Here is a 22,325-nt window from a genome sequence, read left to right on the forward strand (position 1 = left end):
ATCGAAAAATCTGCCAACATCCGGCCTAAGGTAACAACCAGTTCATCTTTTGCCACATCTACGCCTAATACTTGTTTTACTGCCTCCATTACTAATATTTATAGTTATAAAAGTGATGAATCTCCCTTCGTCTTTTCTCCTGGCTGGATATTCTGGATAACAGGTTTGCCTGTTTCCTTACATTCTGTTCAGACTCTAAAAGATAATAAAAGAATGAGGCGATATCTTCGGATCAATATACTTCAATGAGTTATTTCTGAGAGAAACGGCTCTCATTCTTTTTCACTTTAATTTATACAAATCTAATTTGATTTATTAGCACTGCAAACATAGGAGGAGAGGGGAGCGTTATAAACAACGTAATTCAGTAGAGACGCATTGAATGCGCATCTCGCAAAACATCGGCAAAACATTTCAAACAAATTGCCCCAACGTTTACTGACAGTGCAGCAATATTGGGGCAACAGCTATTAAAGTAAGATGTGTTATTTTTTAGGTTTTGGCATATCGTGCACCGCCATATCGCGAAAGCATACGTATTTGCCATTGCGTTTTTCGAAAATGCTGATAAAGTTACCACTCATTTTCACGTTTTTTACAGAATCTAACCCGGTAAAGGTTCCTATTTCTGCTACCTGCAACCCATCTGAAGAGGGCACTATTTCTTTAGTTTTTAAACAGCAGAGGCGCCTGCCGGTTGTTCTGTCTTGGTTTTCTCGCAGCTAACAGCCGTTAGTACCACAGCCAAAAGGCTGCTGTTTTTCATAATCATTTGGTTTTAATTGGTTTAACCCAAATGTAGCGAAAATAAGTTAAGAAAAACTGAATTCAAGGCATAATTTATTGATTTTCAAAACAATAAAATTATTTATTCGTCTTTTAAGAGGTGGATATAAAAAAACAGTGCATGTGTAGGGACTCACATGCACTGTTGTTAAATAGCAAGGTATTTATAATTTTAAATTTTAAAAACAGGAACCTGTTTGCTAAAATTGTTATAACAAAAGTATGCTAAATTTTTATAAAATGTTGATACACAATTGTTAAATTTTTACACTAACACAATATTTATATTATAAATAAACAGAAAGCGCATGCAGTGGGGGCTGCATGCGCTGTACTTTTTGCCAACAAGGCAATTATTTAATATATAATTTTCTTGGTAACGGTGCCGTTAACGGTACCAATTTCTACAATTAATACTTGCTGTTGTGCAACAAGGTTAGTAATAGCAACTTGTGTAGCATTAACATCTGTTTGTGTGTAAATTTTGCTTCCGCGAACATCATAAATGGTCACTTCGGTCATTTCTATGTTACCCGATGTTATGTTGATAACACCGTTTTGCTGATACAAAACAATACTATTAGATACAGCTGTAAGCTCGTCTGTACCCAGTTGGCCGTCTTGCTTTAGGTAGATAACCTCGAACCTGTTGCCAAATGTACCTGCTTCGGTTGTAAATGTGTAATCTCCGCCTTTAAGATCGGTTGTAGTATTAAGCATATTATCTTTAAGGTAAATATCCTGATCATCTTCAAATACACCATCTACATGATCTAACGCAAGCGTGTACTGGCCCGGCTGTGTAGCGCGGAAGCCTAATGGTACAACATCGGTAACATCAAAGGCCGGCCTTGCCTGTATTACAAGGTTGTTCTGGTTAACGGTAGTGTATAAAGATACTGTACTTTCATCGGCAATAGTGCGGCCGTCATAACCGTAATCTAAGCCAAGAGAAGCGCCATCTATGTAAGCAATGGCTGCCTGGCTAAATCCATTAGTGTTGTTGCTAAGGTTTAACCAAAGGCGCGAAGGCGCTACTGCACCTATAGCTGGCTTAAGGAAAGGCTGCTGGCCGGTTGTAGGCGATATCCTCCTCATGCTGTTGGTAAAGGTAAGCGGAGCCGTAGCGCCTTCTTTAGCTCTAACTATAAAGCCCTGCCCCTGAGAAATTATCCAGCTCGATACATTATTTATTGGGTAGTACTGCGCCTGATCCTGTCCACCTGAACTATAACCCGGTGTTGGGGTGTTGGTGCCGTCTGGCTTGGCCTCATTAGGCACAAAACCTGCAAGGGTTAATGTGGCATAGCTCGATACGCTTGAGTCGTTTCTTTTTCTCCAGAAGTATAAACCGGAGTCGGTATCTAACGAAGTTGAGTTAGCATTAAAAAACTGCTCTACGTTTATTGGCGATGCATACGGGTTACCCACCGCGGTATAACGGCCACCCTGCATGTTAAGTGTTTTATTTATAGTGCCATTAAAAGGCGTGCCTCTAAATGTTCCTGCAAACACAAGGCTTTGTGTGCCATTATAGTACGGGCCGGTTGGGCCGCCTGTTATGCTGTTAGGCATACGGATAAGGTAGCCTGTTGCCACTGCAAAATTTGCACTTAGGTTTGGCACAACATCATAACCGTCTAAAAGGCCATTATAAATATAAAACCGCGATGTACTTGTTAATGGCGAGAATGCTCCTATTTGCTGGCCACTTACAGGAGAAGACCATAAAGTATAATCTAACCTAAATAGCGGGTTGCTGTTTTTAATAACAGTAACCAGGCCGGAGTTGTTGGTGTTGTTATCCTGAACCAAGGCTGCATTATTCTGCACTGTTACCGTTGCTGTTGCGGCAATGCTAACCTCGTTAACAACGTGTATAGAGGCACCTGTTAGTACAGTTAGGCTTGCGCCTGCATCTACCGTAACGCTTTTTGCAAGGGCTGTAACAGCGCCCGATACCTGTGGCTGTTTTGCCGGTAATGCCGGTATAGTTACGTTATGTGTTAGTGTAGGTATAATGTTGCACGACCAGTTACCCGCCGTGTTCCAGTCGGTACTAAGGGCGCCTGTCCATGTAAAGCTATCAGTAACCGTAATGGCTACCACTGTAGAGTAGGCCACACCGCAGGTACCGTTGGTTACGGCTGCCCTGTAGTATCTTGTTGCAGTTAATGCCGGGGTTGTATACGTTGCTGTAGTGCCGCCTGTACCTGTGGTTACATTGGTAAAGTTAGTTACACCATCTAAAGATTGCTGCCATTGTATAGTGCCGGCAGAACCTGTAAGGGTAATAGTGCTTGTGCTGCCTTCGCAGATAACCTGGTTGTCTGACGGTGTACCGGCATTTGATGTGCCCGACGTTACAAACGGTACGGCCTCAGATCGTACCAATGCACACGCAAAACCCGATGGGTATACTTCGGCATAGTAGTATTTAGTACCCACAACATCTGTAGGAGGGTAGTAAATGCTTGATGTTGCTCCATCTACAATAGTACCACCCGTGTTGCTGTTGGTTGTGTTAGAGTACCACTGGTACACCGGGGTATTGCCCTGTGCTCCAACTTCTACAAACTGTGCGTTGTTGTTGTTTTGGCAGGTGCCTGCACCTGTAACCGATAGTATTACCGTATTTAAGTAAGCTACGGTACTAAAAGATGCGCCGGCAGGATTAGTTACCAAACAACGATAAATACCGTTACTTGTAGCCGTAACAGGGCTAATAGTCAGCGTAGCCGAGTTGGCTCCTGATACGCCATTACCGTTAGTTAGGGCAACACCGTTTTTTTCCCACTGATAGGTCATTTCTGTACCGGTAGCTGATACGGTTACCGAGAAACTTGCGCTTCCGCCCGGGCACACCGCCTGAGATACCGGCTGGCCTGTAATTACCGGTGCAGGTATTTGGAATGTGTTTCTGTTATAGGCCATAAAAGCAGGGTCGCTGGTGCCGCTTGGCATTACTTTAAACTGCTTTGCAAGGTCCTTATTAGCCTCGGTAATACCAAAATCTTTCAGCTTATAAGCTACAAGCCTAATATCTCTTGTATTACCTGTAGTGTTACCAATACCGTTAACCGTAGCGGTGTTTAGCTGTCCACCGGCAGGCAGGCCAAAAAAATCGGTTTTATAAGTGCCAATTGCATTAACGGCACTTAAGTTAATTTGTACCGGATTACCCACAATATTGCCATTATCATCTACAAACGAGTATACCGAAAAAGAGTTGGTACTTGGCGATGCCACCTGAGATACCAAAATATCCGGTTCCGGATCTTCAATACCGGCTGTAAGAATATTGGTAGCCTCAAATAATAATACCGAGGTTGAAGGCAGATTAGTAACACCTGTACCTAAATTTAATCCTCTAAAACCGTCAATAAGCACATCGCGTACTGATAGGCCTGCAACACTTGGCGCCGTTGGCACTGTGGCATTGGTACTACCGTCTACCTTACTGCCCAAAACAATTAAGTTAGGGTTAGATGTAGTAGTTGCCGGTACTGTACCCTGGATAGCACTTATAGGCAGCGACCTGAAGTTACTCTCGGTATAGCCGGTAACATTACCCGCAGCAAGAGTGTTGGTAATGGTAGGTTCGTTACCGGTGCTGTAAAGTACGCCGTTGTACTGAAACGCCACCACACTATGCCCTGTGTCCGGTTGGTTAGCCGGTGCTGTGCTGGCCGCTGTAGAACTCCAGTAACCATTCCAGGTAGTAATTACACGGGTAACGCCAGAGTCTGCAATAACAACCGGCGCAGTGTAATTTAATACAGGCGTTGCGGGTGCTGTTGTGGTAGTACTGTTTTTAACTACGCTAACTGTTAATGGCCCGCTTGTAGCAATAGCAGGTACAATGGCGGTAATTTGTGTACCGGCAGTATTAACGGTGTAAGATGTGGCATTAACTCCATTAAATTTAACGCTACTTGCGCCGGTAATACCGGTAAAGTTTGTTCCTGTAATAACCACAGCTGTTCTGTGTGTAACCGTTGTTGGGCTGTAGCCCGTAAATGTTGGCGTTTGTGCAAACGTAGCACCCGCCTGGATTAAAAACAGCCATAGGAATAGCTGCCTTAATGCAAAGGTAGTTTTTCGAACCCTCATGTATAAATAATTTAGAGATGTGCAGCAAAGAAATAATTAACCAACTTAAAACTTGAATAAACAAAAGTTAAAGTGTGTTAATGCTAACATGACCTTAAGGGTATTTTAACGAGCCGTTATAAGGCTCTTAACAAATATTTAAGAATTGATAAGGCATCTGAAATTTAATTAACATGTATTTTCTTTAATCGATAAAGTGTATCAATTAATCTTCAAGAAGCAATTTTAACAAAGAAAATATTTCCAAAGCAAATATTTTTTAAATATAGTAGCTAATTTTTGCATTGACGTTAAACAAAAAGGGTGCATGTAGTTAAACATGCACCCTTTAATGAGTAATTTGGGGGGACTTATCTAATAAATAATCTTCTTGCTTACTTTGCCACCCGCGGTATTAATTTCTACAACTAATACCTGCTGCTGCGCTGTAAGGTTGCTTATTGCTGTGGCAGATGCATTAATGTTATTCTGGTTATACAACGCCCTGCCGCTAATATCATAAATAGTAACATCGGTCATAGCAATATTACCTGTTGTTATGTTTATAGCGCCGTTTTGCTGATATACAATTACATTGTTGGCTGTAGCCAGAGGGCTATCGGTGCTAAGTTTGTCTTCCGGTAATTGATAAAGCACTTCGAACCTGTTGGCAAAAGTGCCGGCTTCTGTAGTAAAGCTGTAAGCACCTTCTTTAATGTTATGATAGGTATTTAGCATATTATCTTTAATATATATGTCTTGCGCTGCTGCAAAAACACCATCAGTATGGTCTAAGGCAAGGGTATACTGGCCTGCGTTATTAGCAGTGTAACCAAGGGCTACCACATCGTTAGCATTAAATACTGGCCTTGCCTGTATGGCCAGGTTGTTTTGGCCTACGGTTGTATATAACTGTGCAGTCTCGTTGTCTGATAATCGACCTCCATCATAACCATAATCTAAACCCGTTGTTGCTCCGTCTATGTATGCAATGGCCGTCTGGCTAAAGCTGTTAGATCCGCTAAGGTTTATCCAAAGGCGTGCTGCTGCAATGGTGTTATTCTGGTTTATTTTAAAGAAAGACTGGTTGCCGCCCGGTGTGGCACTTTTGCGCATGCTGTTGGTAAAGGTAAGCTGGCCTGTTGCACCTTCTTTAGCTCTTACAAAAAAACCCTGCCCGGTAGAAAGCATCCAGTTGGCAACATCATCGTCTGTATTATAATAAACGGCCTGATCCTGCCCGCCAAATTGGTAATCTGGCGTAGCCTCTCCTGTATCATCAGATGTTGCAGCATTAGCAACAAGGCCTGCAAGGGTTAGCGTACAATAGGTAGAAACGGTGGCATCGTTTTTCTTTCTCCAAAAATGCATTCCAGAAAGCGAATCTAATACCGTTTGATTTTGGTTAAAAAATTCTTGTAAGCTTATAGGCGAAGGGTAGGGGTTACCCACTGCAGTATACCTGTTGCCGGCACTGTTTAAGTCTACGGTTATGGTGCCGTTATTAGGTGTGCCCGTAAATGCACCCTGATACGTTAGCGTTTCGGTACCGGCATAATAAGGACCTGTTGGGCCACCGGTTATTGAGTTGGGCATGCGTATAAGGTAGGCCTTTGCGGTTTCAAAACTTGCTGTAAGGTCCTGTACCGTTGCAAATTCATCTTCGGCACCGTTGTAGGTATAAAATCGGCTTGCTGATGTAAACGGAGAGAATGCGCCTATAGCCTGACCCTGTACGGGAGATGACCACATGGTATAATCTAACCTGTATAATGGGTTGCTGTGTTTTTTTATGGTTACAAAACCAGAATTGTTGTACGCTCCCTCTTGTAATAAGGCACCATTATTTTCTACAATAACACTACCGTTATCATAAACGCTTAGGTTGTTAATTACTTTTAGGGTAGCGCCTGTGGCAACAACCAATTCGGCATCACTATCTACTATCAATGTCCTGGCGCGGGCTGTGGCATCGGTAATTATAGGCTGATGAAATGCATAGCCTGGAATTATTACAGGGTTTTCCTGGGTGGGTACCATACCGCAAGACCAGTTGTTTGGTGTATTCCAGTCGCTGCTAAAAGCACCTACCCAGGTAAACACAGTATTTACGGTTACGGCAACAACGTCTGAAAATAGCTCTCCACAGGTTTCGTTTGTAATTACTGCCCTGTAATAGGCCGAAAAGTTTAATTCAGGTGTTGTGTATGCTGCTGAGGTTGCATTAGGGCCGGTAACATTAATCCAGTTGCTTTCGCCATCGGCCGATTCCTGCCATTGCAGTGTGCCTTCATAGCCGGTAATGCTAACGGTTGCGGTTTCTCCCGGACAGATAATTGTATTGTCTGATACATTTCCGGTGGGGCACTCAATAGTTGTTGAGGTTAATGTAGCAACAGATTTAGTGGTTTTGCTAAATCCAAAAACAGCCAGCTGAGTAAGGCCTGCTGCTAACAATAGGGCGCTTTTTAGTAAGGTGATTTTTGTTGACATAATAGTGATTTTTTAGTATTGCAAAATAAAAACACTAAAAACTAATATTATGTTTAGACTTAGTTAAACGCTGTTAATTGGCAATTTTAGCTCGTTATTTTAACGATATAAGCAGCTAAAAGTTAATTTATTATGAATTGTAAAATTTAGCTTTAATACTATTTAGTAAGGTAAAGTGTATAAATAAAAAAAGTGCATGTAATTAAACATGCACCTTTCCCACTGTTACTTAAACGTGTTAACTTAGAAAATAATCTTTTTGGTTACTTTACCATTAACCGTATTTACCTCTACAATTATAACCTCTTTTTGTACGTTAAGGTTATCTATAGTGGTTTGTGTGGCGTTTATACCGGTTTTGCCGTATAACCTTCTTCCACGCATATCATAAACAGTAACATCTGTAATTTGTGTGTTGGCAGCAGTAATGTTTATAACATTGTTTTGTTGGTAAACCACTACGCTGTTATTTAATAACTCAGGATTGTTTGTGCTAAGAGCACCTTGCTGTTTGTACACAATTTCGAACCTGTTGTTTATAGTACCGGCTTCTGTTGTAAACGTGTATGCCTCTGTACTAATGTTTTTAGTTATGCCAAGTTGGTTATCTTTAATGTAAACAGCCTGATCTGCAAATACGCCATCTTTTCTGCTAATGCTAATAGAATATTGCCCTGCAACATCGGCACGGTAGCCCATTGCAACAACATCGCTATCTGTAAACTGTGGCCTTGCCTGTATGGTTAAGTTATTAGCATCTTGTATAGAATAAAATGCTAACGGGCTCTCGTTACTAAACATTTTGCCATCTCGGCCTTTATCTAAACCTAAGGTTGCGTTGCTGCTGTAAACAAGTGCTGCCTGGCTAAAAGAGTTGTTTGCGCTACCTGCTATGTTTATCCAGAACCTTGACCTTGTTTCCTGCGTTTGGCCCGCCATATTGCCTTTAAAGAACTGGTTGTTGTAAATAGCACCTCTTCTCATACTGTTGGTAAAAGTAACCACAGGGTTTGCAATTTGTGCGGCCTGTATAATAAAGCCCTGGCCTACATTAATAACCCAATCTGCAGGGTCTACATCATTATTAAAAAAATCATCCCATATTTTACCGCCATAAATATCGTCTCCAGCTACCCCACCACTTGCATTGTTATACACGTAAGCATCGCGGGTAAGTGTTGTATAGGTGGTAGCATTATGGTCGTTTTTCTTTCTCCAGAAATAAATTGCCGATTCTTCTGCCATCACATCTTCGTTAGCATCAAAAAATGCCTGAACGTTTATTGGCGATGCATAAGGGTTACCCGTTGCAGTGTATCGTTCTCCGTTTATGCTTAGCGGATAAGTAATAGTACCGTTGTTTGGTACGCCTGTAAATTTACCTTCGAACACGTAAGTTTGAGTACCTGCATAATAAGGACCCGTTGGACCACCGGTAATACTGTTTGGCATACGTATTAGGTAGCCTTTACCTACAGTAAACGGAGCAGTAAGGTCGGCCACAGGGTTGTATTTTTCCATGTATATGTTGCTGCCGTTAAAGTAACCATACTCATAAAAACGGCCAGTGCTTGTAAAGGGAGAGAATTGCCCCAGTTTTTGTCCGTTTACCGGAGAAGACCATAAAGTGTAATCCAGCCTGTATAATTCTGATGCTTTTTTCTTAACAGTAACGTTTCCAATGTTGGCCTCGCCTGTTTGTTGTATAAGATGTGCATTGTTTTGGAAAGTAATGCTACCAGTCTGGACATTAATATTGTGTTGTACCGTTACCAGATTTTCTGACGGGATGTTTACCACCGCGTTGTTAGAAACTATAATTCTGCACGCATTAAGGTCGGCATCCACATTATAGGCACCGGTAAAGAATGCCGTTGTAGAAAGATCTGGTGCGCCATTGCTCCATGCAGTACCATTCCAGGTTGTACCTTTTACAGTAAGTGTTGCGTAGTTAGTAGAATTTACATTAGCATAGGTAAATCTGCCAACAACCGCCCTTACATAAGTAGTGGTATCTAACGGGCCCAACTCGGCACCGGTTAAAGTAGCAGTTGTATTGGCAATATCTGTTGCATCTGTAAAGGCTGCATTAGTAGCCCTTTGCCATTTAATAATGTTACCTGTGTAGCCCGATAATGTAAGATCTGATGCCAATAAGCCACTGCATACTGTTTGAGTACCGGCTACAGTACCGCCAACTGGTGGCTGCTCTATTACTACAGATGCCGTCGCTGTTTGCTGAATACCAAATTTATCTGTAACTGTAACAGTATAGTTGTATGTGCCCGGAGTAGTAAGAACCGGCGAAGCCGTATTAGTTGTTGATGATGTAGCCCCTGTTCCTGTCCATGAATATGTATATGGACCGGTACAACCTGTAACCGTAGCTACTAATGGTATTGTAGCACCTGTTTGATACGAGCCTGCACCGGCAAGGCTAACGCCAAAGCTACCGCGGGTTATGCCGTATAAATGTAGTTCCTGAGCGGTTAGCCCCACACCTGCAATACTGGTATACCTAAGCGCTAATCTTTGTATAGCCACGCCCGGTTGTATGTTAATAGATACAGGTTGGCCATTTGCAAGACCTGTAGCAATGCCTAAAGATACAAATGCGGCATCGTTTAAGGCTTTGTTGTACACTATTGTACCGCTGCCATCGTAACCAATAATATGAACGCTACCCAGAACACCAAGATCTACAAGGGTGTTTGCCATTTGAAATTTAATGTTGTAACTATCTGTAGTGGCAGCTGTACCTGCAAAATATATAGATTGTTGCAAGCCCACACCAACGGCAAGTGTACCAAGGTTAATAGTAGAGTAGTTAGTAGTATTGGCATCTATAGCACGGTTTGCATTAGTAACATTGGCACCTAAAAGGCTTACAACACCAACACCTTCGTAGCTTGTATAGTTACCAATACCGCAAGAATTTGCTCCGGTAGTGTAAAAAGCCTCGTAAACGTCTAACCATCTTGAAGCTATAATTCCTCCAAGCTTATTGTTAATCCTAATACGGTTATAGTTACCTGTAGGTACAATTCTTATATAGTAATCGCCTGTGCCGTCTTGTACAATCCTCATAGTGTTAGATGTAAAGCTTGTGCTGGTTAGTACTGCAGGGGTGGCGCCATTATTGGAAACAATTACCTGAAGGTACTGGTCGCCAAGTACAATGCCAAGAACATCGTCCAGCAAATCGCCAAGGGCACCACCAAGAAGTGCTTTTAGCTGATCTGTTTCCTGCATGTTTATTTTAACATAAGCCGGGGTGTTTGCCGGCACCACCGAAGAAAACTGCAGTTCTATATGGCCTTCAAGAGTAACAGCCACGTTGGTAGTGGTAATACGTGCCGCAGTGGCAAGGTTTTGATCGTGAGCCAGCGTAGGGCTGGCTACATAAGCCTGACTGCTAACTGAGTTAGCATATTGTGTTTGTGCAAATGCGCCAAAGCCACAATAACAAAAAAATGCAATTGTAAAAATTGCTCTAAAGAGTTGTTTTGCCTTCATAATTCATTTTCAATAAGTTATGAGGCAAAATTAACGCGGCTTTAACAGGTAGGGGTGGCTAACATTTCTATATGTCGGTCAAAATGAACGATATATCGGTCAAACGCACTTCTTTAAGAAATGAGAAAACCCCGCAGTAATTAAACTGCGGGGTTTTTCTTATAAAAAATCTTATGTATTAGAACACGATCTTCTTGGTAACTTTACCGCTAAGTGTGTTTATTTCTACAATTAGAACTTGTTGCTGAGCAGCAAGGTTAGCTATAGATGTTTCGGTAGCATTGATATCTGTTTTAGTTAACAGTTTACGGCCACGTATATCATAAATAGTAACATCTGTCATTTCGATATTTCCAGAAGCAATGTTTATAACACCACCTTGTTGGTAAACTACTACACTGTTAGCTGTAAGTGCAGGATTTTCTGTACTTAGTGGCTGCATGTAGATTATTTTAAACCTGTTAGCAAAAACACCAGCCTCTGATGTAAAGCTGTATGGAGCTTCAGAGATATTAGTTGTTGCACCTGTAAAGTTATCTACTAAGAATACATTCTGGTCGTTTTCAAAAACACCATCAGTATGGTCTAATTTAAATGTGTACTGACCGGCAGCTGAAGCTGTATAGTTAACAGTAACTTCGTCTGTAGGATCAAAAGCAGGTCTTGCTTCAATAACAAGGTCGTTATCTTCTACAGTAGTGTAAATAGATGCGCCATTAGCAGTTTCGTTAAGTTTAAAACCATCATAACCAGCATCAATACCTGTTGTAGCACCATCTATATAGGCAAGTAGCAATTGGCTAAATCCGCCTTCTGAAGATAAGTTTAACCAAAGGCGAGAATCGTTATTTGCAGTTGCACCTTTAAAGAAAGGATTGGTTCCGCTTGGAGCTGCAGCAACCCTCATTGCATTATTAAACTGTAACTGTGGTGTAGCAAAGCTGGTATTTGCTTTTACAATAAAACCTTGTGCAGGAGCAATGGTCCATGCAGCGTTATCTCCTGTGTAAGTGTCTAACCAAGCCTGGCCGCCAGTGTTGGAATATTCGGCGTTAGTAGGATCGTTAGGATTTTCCGGAGTAGCAGAGTTAGCTGTTAAACCTGCAAGGGTTAATGTAGCATAAGTAGATACTGTATGGTCGTTTTTCTTTCTCCATAAGTAAAGGCCAGATCCAGCTGCAAGTGCACCTGTAGAACCTGAGTTACCTAAAACAATACCATTATCATTAAAGAATTTTTTAACGCTTATTGGAGATGGGTAAGGGTTACCTGTAGCCGTATATGCAGTACCAATTGCATTTAGTGCTTTAGTGTATGTACCTGTGTGAGGCTTACCTGTAAACTTACCTTCAAATATATGTGTAGCTGTACCTAAATAGTATGGTCCTGTTGGGCCACCTGTTATAGAGTTAGGCATACGTATAAGGTAACCTGTAGCTGTCTGGAAAGAGGCAGTTAGGTTTGGAACCTGTATATAGCTATTAGTTGGGCCATCAAAAGTATAAAAACGAGATGTGCTTGTAAATGGAGAGAAAGTACCAATTACTTGGTTGTCTACAGGAGACGACCACATGGTGTAATCTAACCTGAACAATGGGTTACTGTTTCTTTTAACCGTAACAGCACCTGTGTTAACTGCACCATCGTGTTGTACTAAAGATGCGTTGTTATTAACCACTACACTTGCTGTAGCGGCAACAGTTAAATTTGTAGCTACTTCAAGAGTACCGTTAGCTTCTACTGTTACAGCAGGTGTAAATCCGCTTGTGGCAGCATCTACAGTAAGTGTTTTAGCAAGACCTGTTACACCGGCAGCAATGTGCGGGTAGCTTGGCCTTCCTGTTGGAATTGTAACATCACTTTCTATTGTTGGTACAATACCACAAGACCAGTTAGATGGAGTATTCCAAAGGTTATTGCTTGCACTACCAACCCATGAGTTAGCAGAAATAACAGAAATAGTTACAACATTAGAATATTCTGTACAAGACCCGTTAGCCGAAGTTATTACCGCCCTGTAGTAAGTTGTTTGTGTAAGGGCAGCAGTAGTATAATTAGCACTTGTTGCGCCTGTACCACCTGTAACGTTAACAAACGTGTTGTCTTCGCCACTTGTAGATTGTTGCCATTGTATATTGCCTTGTTGTCCTGATAAAGATAATACAGATGTAGAGCCTATACATGCCGGGGCAGGAGCCGCTACAGGGTTACCTGCATTAGCACCGGCACCTACCGTAAAGTAAACAATAGAACTTGTTACAGATGTACATGGTTCGCCATCAATGATTGCAGAACCATTATTCCAAACTTTTACAAAGTAGTATTTTTGGCCTAAAGCCGCTGTACTTGGATAGTAAGAAGCACTTGTTGCACCTGGTATAAGAGTATGTGTAGCGTTTGGAGTAGGGATAATTTCGCCAGAAATACCATTACCGTTAGTGTCTCCGGTTTCAGTTGTAATATTGGTAGTTGTATACCATTGATATTTAAGGTCGGCACCCTGGGCACCTACACTTATAAATTTATCTGTAGTGTTAATACATGCAGTGGTGTACGGCGATACAGATGTTATAGCCGTGTTAAGGTAAGCCGGGCTGGTTATAGCTACGCTACCGTTAGAAGTATTAGTTACTACACATGTATATGTACCAACATAAGCACTTGTAATAGGACTTATAGTTAAAGATGTACTGGTTGCGCCAGAAATTGTTACACCGTTAAAAGTACCGTTAACAAGGTCAATACCATTTCTTTTCCACTGGAAGGTGTTTTCTGTACCAACAGCGTTAACCGATACAGCAAAAGTTGTAGAGCTACCAAGACATGCTACCTGAGAAGTTGGCTCACCAGTAATTTCTGGTGCAGGTACCTGGAAGCTTGCTCTGTTATACGCTAAGAAAGCAGGGTCGCTGCTACCACTTGGCATCACTTTAAATTTAGCTGCAAGGTCTTTGTTTGTTGCATTAATACCAAATTCGCTTAGTTTGTAAGCTACAATTCTATAATCCCTATAGCTTGGAGAGAAAGATGTAGTATAAGCTTGTACAACTGCACTGTTAATTGCACTACCCATTGGTAATGTAAAAAAATCTGTTTTATAAGTACCAATTGCAGGAATCTGGTCGAAAGTAACCTGTATAGGTGTACCTACTACGTTACCTGTAGCATCTATAAAAGAGTAAATATCTGTACTACCCGGAGCAGCTACCTGTGTAACCATAATATCTGGTACATTATCATCAATACCATCACCTACAATAGATGTAGCCTGGAATGTCATTACAGATTCGGCAGGAAGGTTAGTTACACCTGTACCAAGGTCAAGGCCACGAATACCGTCTATAAGTACATCTCTAACCTTAAGTCCGGCAACATCCGGGGCAGTAACTGTACCACCATTTGGGTTATTGTCTACTTTAGATCCTAAAACGATAAGCTGATCGTTAGCACTTATAGTACCTTCAAGTGTACTTACAGGCAGTGCCCTAAAGTTTGCAGGTAAGTAAGTATTAGCAGCAACACCATCTCCGGCAGTTAAGCCACCAACAGTAAGAGAGTTTGTAACAGCGCTTTCGCTACCTGTACTATACAACACGCCACCGTATTGAAAACCGGTAAGACTGTGGTGCTGGTCTGGCCTATCGTTAGTATTAGAGCTGGTAGCCGTACTGGACCAGTAACCGTTCCAGGTACTAATCATACGTGTAACCTTTGAATTTGCTGCAACAGTTGCATTTGGCGATACAAACGTAAAATTAGAAGAAATTACATTAGAGTTTATATTTGTTGTAGCAATAATTCTAAAGTAAACAACACTTTCGCCTGTATTGGTACCTGTAATAGCAGGAACAGTAATTTGCAGTTTGTTTGCAGATAATGCAACAGCTTTTAAAGAGTTAGTATACGCTGCACCTTTGTAAAACCTGACTTTATCAGCTCCGAATGGTGCAGGATATGCTGCTCCTGTGGCGTTGCCCGGAAATGCAGCATTTGTAGTAGTTACTGTAATAACTGTACGGTAAGTAACCCGCGAGTTAGGAGTAAAAGATTGAATGGTAGTCCCCGTTTGTGCAAACGCGGCTGCCTGAATGAAAAACAACCACAAAAGCAATTGTTTCCTGAAAGGAGTAATTTTTTGAATGTTCATAAGCAGTTAAATTAACTTTTAAAAAATATTTTTGAGAAAATACAATTGCTCACTATCTAATCTTTAGATATTTAAATAATAGATAATGGGTAACAATGGTATTTAGGGCAAAACAAATTTATATTTATAACTATTGTAAATCAAGCAAATAACAAAATATAATTACGTTTTGCATTATTACTAAAAATATTATCTAAAACTCATAATATAGTTTGAAAGAATGATATTTTTTGCTGCTTTAATTCAAATAAATTAGCTTTTTTTTATCTAATTTTTAACTCTGAAATCTTTGATTATAAAGTTTTTTCCTACAATTTTAACAACTTATAAACACTTTATTAACCAAAAAAATCTAAAAAACTACATTTGATAGATAAATAATGCAAAAAATACCGATGAAATGCACATGTAAATCTGATTTATAGATATGTTAAATCTTGTTAAATCAGTTGCTTATGAGTGAAGCAATCATTATAGGTTGATAATAAACAAAAAAACGCATGTTGGGGACACGCGTTTTTTAATAGCAAAAGGGGTAAATTAATTGTAATATTTTTTTTAGATACCTGCAGAGGGCTATTGCGGTATCATTATATGTTTTATTTTGATATAGCAAATGTACTATGCCCTATTGTTAATAAATTAATAGTTCAATATGTAATAACTATATTGGCATCTATAGTATCTATGGCATCTTCATTAAAAGTTAAGATGTGCTGCTTATTATAAAATAATGTAATTTTGCACAAAATGAAGAAGATGGTTAAAATTGGCAACATAGAGCTACCGGATTTTCCGTTATTGCTTGCCCCAATGGAAGATGTAAGCGACCCGCCTTTTAGAAGGTTATGCAAAACACATGGCGCCGACCTGATGTATAGCGAGTTTATAAGCAGCGAAGGACTTATTCGCGATGCGATGAAAAGCCGCCAGAAGCTGGATATATTTGATTACGAACGCCCCGTGGGTATCCAGATATTTGGTGGCGATGAAGAGGCTATGGCCCTTTCGGCAAAAATTGTTGAGGCCGTTAACCCAGATCTGGTAGATATTAACTTTGGCTGCCCCGTTAAAAAAGTGGTGTGCAAGGGTGCCGGCGCTGCCGTGCTTAAAGATATCGACCTTATGGTGCGCCTTACCAAAGCGGTGGTTAACAGCACGCACCTCCCGGTAACGGTAAAAACCCGCCTTGGCTGGGATGACAACTCTATTAATATATTTGAGGTGGCAGAGCGCCTGCAGGATGTGGGCATAAAAGCACTATCCGTTCACGGGCGTACCCGCGCACAAATGTATAAGGGCGAGGCCGACTGGACCGAGATTGCCCGCGTTAAGAACAACCCGCGTATGCACATTCCTATTTTTGGGAATGGCGATATAGACAGCCCCGAAAAAGCATTAGACTACAAAAACAAATACGGCCTGGATGGTATTATGATTGGCCGTGCAGCCATTGGCTATCCGTGGATATTTAACGAGATTAAACATTTTCTTGCCACCGGAGAGCATCTTGCTGCCCCAACGCTTGAAGATAGGGTAGAGGCCGCACGCAACCACCTTACATGGGCCATTGAATGGAAAGGCGAACGCGTAGGTGTTTTCGAAACCCGTCGCCATTATACCAATTACTTTAAAGGTATTCCTAATTTTAAAGAATACCGACAGAAGCTTGTAACGCAGGATGCCGCCGTAGATGTATATGCAGTTTTAGACCAGGTTATAGAAAAATTTGGGCATAGCCAAACGGTATAGGCAACTCAGGCAACACTTAACTTGAAAAATATTCAAATCCAGAACGGCTTAAAGGACTTTGCTACTTTGCCACTCTGTAACTTTTAGACATTATAACTTTACGACTCTACAAACTCTATGATAGAAGATAAAAACCAGCAACGTACCAGCCTTGGCAACCTTGGCGAATTCGGGCTTATAGAACACCTTACCCACGATATAACCACCAGCAACCCGGGCACCCTTAAAGGTATTGGCGATGATGCTGCTGTGTTAGACTTTAAAGACAAAAAAGTGGTAGTTTCTACCGATTTGCTGGTAGAGGGCGTACATTTCGACTTAGCTTACATGCCGCTTAAGCACCTTGGCTACAAAGCCGTGGTGGTAAATGTGTCAGACATTTGCGCTATGAACGCTGTGCCTACACAAATTACGGTTTCTATAGCAGTGTCTAACCGTTTTCCGGTAGAGGCGTTAGACGAGCTGTATGACGGTATCAAGCATGCTGCCAAGATATACGGGGTAGACATTGTGGGTGGCGATACTACATCATCTCAAAAAGGGATGATTTTGAGCATTACTGCTATTGGCGAGGCTGATGCCGATGCTATTACCTATCGCAACGGCGCTACCAGTACCGATTTGTTAGTTGTTACCGGCGATGTAGGTGCGGCTTACATGGGCCTAAAGGTTTTAGAGCGCGAAAAGCAGGTGTTTCAGGTTAACCCGCAAAACCAACCCGACCTTGATGCCTATAGCTACCTTATTGAGCGCCAGCTTAAGCCGGAAGCCCGCAGGGATATTAAAGAAATTCTTAAGGCATTAGATGTTAAGCCTACGGCGATGATTGATGTGTCTGACGGGTTATCGTCAGAAATTATTCATATTGCCAAACAAAGCGGTGTAGGCTGTAATTTATACGAAGAAAAAATACCGGTAGACCCGCAGCTAATTAATGTTTGCGAAGAGTTTAATATAGATATTACCACCGTTGCCATTAATGGCGGCGAAGACTACGAGCTGTTGTTTACCATTAAAATGGAAGACTTCGAAAAGATAAAAGGCAACCCTAACTTTACCATCATCGGTCACATGACCCAGGAAAGCGAAGGCATACACCTTATTACCCGTGCCAATACCAAAATTCCGCTAAAGGCAAGGGGTTGGAACGCGCTGCAAAACGAAAGCGAAGAGTAGTTGACGGTTTGGGGTTTAGGGTTTGGCGTTTAAAGTTGTAATTGGCAACTCTAAACCCCAAACCCTAAACGCTAAACCCTAAACTATTCTAAACGGCTTTCGGCGCTTCCTGGCAAAGCTCCACCAAAACCCCATTAGTACCTTTAGGGTGTAAAAAAGCCACCAGTTTATTATCGGCGCCTTTTTTAGGGATTTCATTAAGTACGGTAAAACCTTCGGCTTTAAGCCGGGCAATTTCGGCCACTATATCCTCCACATCAAATGCTATATGATGGATGCCTTCGCCCTTTTTCTCTAAAAATTTAGCAATTGGGCTATCTGCGGTAGTAGCTTCCAACAGCTCAATTTTATTTGGGCCATTCATAAAAAACGATGTTTTAACACCTTCGCTCAACACCTCTTCCATTGTATAAGGTGGAGTGCCTAAAAGCTTTTCAAACAAAAGGTTGGAAGCCGCAAGGCTGTTAACGGCAATGCCTATGTGTTCTATTTTTTTCATAAGTAGGTAGAAATAATTTAATGATGTACCGGTAACTTTAAATACTGAATGATGCCAAAAGTATAACGGTAAAATACAACTATAAATACAGCCGAAAACACTACACTTACAATAAAACCTTTATAAATTTCTGCGTCTTTAGGGTCTTTGCGTAGCCACAAACTCATTAGATAAGGTGCCAACACCATAAAAAATGTAAATAAAAAATAGGGGCTAAAGGCGTAGGCGTTGCTGCTAAAGTAGTAGCTGGAAAACAACGCTGTATAAATGGCAAGAGTTATTATAAGGGCACTTGCGCAATGTTTTATAGTTATAGCTTTGTTTTTGATTGCTTTATACACAGCTATTCCAGAGCGAATGGTAATTGCTAAAGCAAAAAATAAAATTGGAAGTAATACGATGCCCATGAATTAATGCTGGTGTGGTAATTACAAATATAGAGTTTAAAGCATATAAATATCAAATTAAATGCCTCCTCTAATTTTACCGTACCGTTCTATATTTCCCTTTCTTTAGATAGAGGCTCCGGTTGCGAGGCTTACCCCAAACCCTAAAATTTTATTAATTACAACACCGTTAACTTTTTAAAGCCCGAACTTTAAACCGTAAACGATTAAAATTTTGAGTATTTTTGCAGGATGGAAACAAATAGGCAAAAAAAAATAGGCGGACTACTGCAAAAAGACCTTGTAGATATCTTACAGGGCGAAGTGCGCAAAAATGGGGTTAGCAACCTGGTACTCTCTATATCTAAAGTGGTGGTTACTACAGACCTTTCTATTGCAAAGGTATATCTTAGCGTTTTCCCTACAGACAGGGGTGGCGAAATTTTAAACGCGGTTAAAAGCAACGCACCGCTTATTAAGCACGATCTTTCTCAGCGCGTTAAGCTGCAACTGCGCAAAGTGCCCAACTTAGTATTTTACCTGGATGACACGTTAGACCGTATGGAAAAACTGGACAAAGAGCTTACCGGCGAAAACAACCCTATTACTAACCCTGAGCTTTTAGACAGGCGTAAGAAACTATAATATATTGAGCTTTCCGTTTTACATAGCCCGCCGCTACACCATAAGCCGTAGCAAGAGCACTGCCGTTAATATAATTACGGGCATAGCATCTTTGGGTATTTTTGTAAGTACGGCTGCACTGTTTATTATACTTTCGGTTTTTAGCGGACTGAGGGATTTTAGCCTTTCGTTTGCCAACACTACCGACCCCGACCTTAAGATTGGCCCTAAAACGGGCAAATCGTTCCTGGTTACCCCCAATCAGGAAAAACAACTTAAAGCTATTAAAGACATTGCCGTTTACAGCCCCGTGGCTCAGGAACGCGTTATGTTTAGTTACGAAGATAAAGGCCATGTGGCTTACCTAAAGGGTGTAGACACCCTGTATAACCGCGTTACCCCAATGGATAGTACACTTTTAGGCGGCACGCGCTGGTTTAAAATGTATACCGGCCAGGTGGTGGCGGGCTATGGGGTTTTTCATAAACTGTCGTTAGGATTATTCGACCTTAACCGTGCTTTAGAGGTGTTTGTGCCCAAGGCCGGTAAGGGTACGATAGATTCTGCCGAAGAGGGTTTTAATACGCAGGAGCTTATTGTTGTAGGCATTTATTCTATTAACGAAGATGTAGACAACCAATATGTGTATTGCAGTATCGACCTGGCGCAGGATTTACTACAGTACAAACGCAACCAGTACACGGCCATAGAAATGAGGCTGGTGCCCGGCGCCAACGAAAATAAGGTGCGCAAGCAACTGGAGGCTATTTTTAACAATAGCCTAACCATTAAAAACCGAGCCCAGCTAAACGACTCTCTTTATAAGATGCTTAACGCAGAAAATTTAGTTACCTACCTGTTTTGCTCTCTCGTGGTGGTGCTCACTCTTTTTTGCCTTGCCGGGGCATTAATAATGCTGATACTCGACAAAAAAGAGAACATAAAAACGCTATATAATTTAGGTGCCGAGGTTAAATCCCTGCGCCGCATCTTTTTTTACCAGGGCATTTTTATAACCGCATTAGGAACGTTTTTCGGACTGATATTAGCTGTTATTATCGTAATCCTGCAACAGCAATTCTCGTTGCTTATGATAACCGAGAGCATGGCGTATCCTGCGGCACTGCTGTTTGAAAATGTTATTATTGTGGTGGTTACTATCTTTACACTGGGCATTTTAGCATCCCGCATTGCTGCCGGAAGGGTGGGCGAAGCGCTATTGGAAAATTAGCAGCCAACCTTCTTTCTTAAAAATTTCTGCTATATTTGTGTGATACATCTACGCCAATATGATAGTAATTGCTGTCCGCACCCAATAAACAGGGCAACTCCTTTCGCAACGCATAACAAGGTACCAACCGGCTGCCTTCCTTACCATTAATTTTATCAAACAATATATTATGTCGCAAGCAGGACAACCCGTTAGTGCCTTATCGCGTTTTTTTGCGCTTTTAAAACAATCGCTTAACGGCGAAAACATCGACTTTACAAAAGGTAGCATTCGCCGTGCGGTGCTGCTATTGGCCATACCCATGATGCTGGAAATGATGATGGAGTCGGTATTTGCACTTGTCGACCTATATTTTGTGGGCCACCTGGAAAACAGCAGCTTTGCTGTGCAAACGGTAGGTTTGACGGAATCGGTCTTAACCGTACTCTACTCCATTGCCATAGGCATGAGCATGGCTGCTACTGCAATGGTAGCCCGCCGTGTGGGCGAAAAAGACCCTGTTGCTGCGGCCAAAGCGGGCATGCAGGCCATACTGGTTGCCATAGCTATTAATGTTGTATTTGCAGTGCTGGGCTTTATTTATGCTACCGATATTTTAGTGCTCATGGGCTCATCATTAGAGTCGGCGCAATATGGTACGCCGTTTATCCGTATAACGCTGGGCGGTAGCTTTGTAATTATCCTTATCTTTTTATTTAACGGAATATTCCGAGGGGCCGGTAACGCCGCCATAGCCATGAAAAGCTTGTGGATAGCCAACATTTGTAACTGCATTTTGTGCCCCATATTAATTAATGGCTGGGGCCCTGTACCGGCTTTCGGTTTAACCGGTGCAGCCATTGCAACCACAATTGGGCGTGGCATTGGTGTGCTGTACCAAATGTATAACCTGTTTAACGGCAAGGGTATGCTAAAGGTTGCTGCGTCGTATTTTATTCCGGATATGGTACAAATAAAAGCATTGGTAAAAATTGCCGCACCGGGTGTGTTGCAGTTTGTAATAGCTTCGTGCAGTTGGATATTTTTGGCGCAGCTGGTGGCAACTACCGGTGGCGATGAAGGTTCGGCGGGATACCAGAGTGCCCTGCGTATTATGATGTTCTTTATGCTGCCGGCATGGGGACTGAGCAATGCCGCTGCAACGCTGGTAGGGCAAAACCTTGGAGCCAAACAGGAAGACAGAGCAGAACGGTCGGTACTTGTTACAGCAAAATTCAACGTTATTTATATGGCGGTTATTATGGCAATAACCCTCCTGGCCGCCGACCCGCTTATGTGGTTTTTTACCAATAACCCGCACGTACACGATATTGCCGTTAAGGCCATACGCATACTTAGTGCAGGCTATATTTTTTACGGAATTGGCATGGTGCTTATCAATGCGTTTAATGGCGCCGGCGATACCAAAACCCCAACGTGGGTCAACTTTTTTGGGTTCTGGCTGTTCCAGATTCCGTTGGGCTATGTGCTGGCAAAACATTTTAACCTTGGCCCAACGGGCGTATTTATGGCGATACCCATTGCCGAAACCGGTATGTGTATTGTAAGTTTTATGCTGTTTAAAAAAGGCAGGTGGAAACGTATTGCGGTTTAGTTTATGGTTAGGAGTTTGGGGTCGCGGGT

At 41.7% G+C, this 22,325-nt stretch carries 11 protein-coding genes; 6 read left to right on the forward strand and 5 right to left on the reverse strand.

The features are described 5' to 3' along the window. Positions 1–1,143: 1,143 nt before the first annotated feature. The 4 genes from G509_RS0101175 to G509_RS0101190 all read right to left on the reverse strand — a co-directional run bounded on the left by G509_RS0101175 (position 1,144) and on the right by G509_RS0101190 (position 15,034). Complete coding sequence (locus tag G509_RS0101175) at positions 1,144–4,899, reverse strand: T9SS sorting signal type C domain-containing protein (RefSeq protein WP_026989854.1); 3,756 nt, start codon at positions 4,897–4,899, stop codon at positions 1,144–1,146. Between the two features lie 354 nt (positions 4,900–5,253). Then, positions 5,254–7,371 carry a T9SS sorting signal type C domain-containing protein gene (locus tag G509_RS0101180; RefSeq protein ID WP_026989855.1) on the reverse strand — a complete coding sequence of 706 codons (2,118 nt, stop codon included), beginning with the start codon at positions 7,369–7,371 and terminating at the stop codon, positions 5,254–5,256. Between the two features lie 243 nt (positions 7,372–7,614). Then, entirely contained in the window at positions 7,615–10,887 is a 3,273-nt protein-coding gene (locus G509_RS0101185) for a T9SS sorting signal type C domain-containing protein (protein WP_026989856.1), read from the reverse strand. Between the two features lie 178 nt (positions 10,888–11,065). Next, a complete protein-coding gene (locus G509_RS0101190) occupies positions 11,066–15,034 on the reverse strand; it encodes a T9SS sorting signal type C domain-containing protein (RefSeq protein WP_026989857.1) in 3,969 nt (1,322 codons plus the stop codon). A gap of 759 nt (positions 15,035–15,793) precedes the next feature. On the opposite strand from G509_RS0101190, the gene dusB reads away from it, so the two are divergent. Both dusB and thiL read left to right on the forward strand, forming a co-directional pair. Continuing rightward, positions 15,794–16,786: a tRNA dihydrouridine synthase DusB gene (gene dusB / locus G509_RS0101200; protein WP_026989858.1), complete on the forward strand. Its 993-nt coding sequence runs from the start codon at positions 15,794–15,796 to the stop codon at positions 16,784–16,786. A 117-nt stretch (positions 16,787–16,903) separates the two neighbouring features. Then, positions 16,904–17,962 (forward strand): thiamine-phosphate kinase, encoded by a 1,059-nt coding sequence (thiL, locus tag G509_RS0101205; RefSeq protein ID WP_026989859.1) that lies wholly within the window; start codon positions 16,904–16,906, stop codon positions 17,960–17,962. Between the two features lie 88 nt (positions 17,963–18,050). On the opposite strand, the gene mce is transcribed toward thiL, so the two are convergent. Next, positions 18,051–18,461, reverse strand: a complete 411-nt coding sequence (gene mce, locus G509_RS0101210) for a methylmalonyl-CoA epimerase (RefSeq protein WP_026989860.1) — start codon at positions 18,459–18,461, stop codon at positions 18,051–18,053. Positions 18,462–18,728: 267 nt separating this feature from the next. Between mce and G509_RS23240 the strand changes: the two genes are divergently transcribed. The 4 genes from G509_RS23240 to G509_RS0101230 all read left to right on the forward strand — a co-directional run bounded on the left by G509_RS23240 (position 18,729) and on the right by G509_RS0101230 (position 22,296). Further along, positions 18,729–18,875 (forward strand): hypothetical protein, encoded by a 147-nt coding sequence (locus G509_RS23240; protein ID WP_154657758.1) that lies wholly within the window; start codon positions 18,729–18,731, stop codon positions 18,873–18,875. Between the two features lie 224 nt (positions 18,876–19,099). Next, entirely contained in the window at positions 19,100–19,492 is a 393-nt protein-coding gene (gene rbfA, locus G509_RS0101220) for a 30S ribosome-binding factor RbfA (protein WP_026989862.1), read from the forward strand. Between the two features lie 4 nt (positions 19,493–19,496). After that, positions 19,497–20,702, forward strand: a complete 1,206-nt coding sequence (locus G509_RS0101225; protein ID WP_026989863.1) for an ABC transporter permease — start codon at positions 19,497–19,499, stop codon at positions 20,700–20,702. 169 nt (positions 20,703–20,871) lie between these two features. Then, positions 20,872–22,296: an MATE family efflux transporter gene (locus G509_RS0101230; protein ID WP_026989864.1), complete on the forward strand. Its 1,425-nt coding sequence runs from the start codon at positions 20,872–20,874 to the stop codon at positions 22,294–22,296. Positions 22,297–22,325 lie beyond the last annotated feature (29 nt).

It is taken from the genome of Flavobacterium subsaxonicum WB 4.1-42 = DSM 21790, assembly GCF_000422725.1.
GTDB lineage: Bacteria > Bacteroidota > Bacteroidia > Flavobacteriales > Flavobacteriaceae > Flavobacterium > Flavobacterium subsaxonicum.

Coding starts and splice junctions, on each gene's coding strand:
- G509_RS0101175 (WP_026989854.1), bottom strand. CDS start 4,899: ATGAGGGTTCGAAAAACTACCTTTGCATTAAGGCAGCTATTCCTATGG.
- G509_RS0101180 (WP_026989855.1), bottom strand. CDS start 7,371: ATGTCAACAAAAATCACCTTACTAAAAAGCGCCCTATTGTTAGCAGCA.
- G509_RS0101185 (WP_026989856.1), bottom strand. CDS start 10,887: ATGAAGGCAAAACAACTCTTTAGAGCAATTTTTACAATTGCATTTTTT.
- G509_RS0101190 (WP_026989857.1), bottom strand. CDS start 15,034: ATGAACATTCAAAAAATTACTCCTTTCAGGAAACAATTGCTTTTGTGG.
- dusB (WP_026989858.1), top strand. CDS start 15,794: ATGGTTAAAATTGGCAACATAGAGCTACCGGATTTTCCGTTATTGCTT.
- thiL (WP_026989859.1), top strand. CDS start 16,904: ATGATAGAAGATAAAAACCAGCAACGTACCAGCCTTGGCAACCTTGGC.
- mce (WP_026989860.1), bottom strand. CDS start 18,461: ATGAAAAAAATAGAACACATAGGCATTGCCGTTAACAGCCTTGCGGCT.
- G509_RS23240 (WP_154657758.1), top strand. CDS start 18,729: ATGGCAAGAGTTATTATAAGGGCACTTGCGCAATGTTTTATAGTTATA.
- rbfA (WP_026989862.1), top strand. CDS start 19,100: ATGGAAACAAATAGGCAAAAAAAAATAGGCGGACTACTGCAAAAAGAC.
- G509_RS0101230 (WP_026989864.1), top strand. CDS start 20,872: ATGTCGCAAGCAGGACAACCCGTTAGTGCCTTATCGCGTTTTTTTGCG.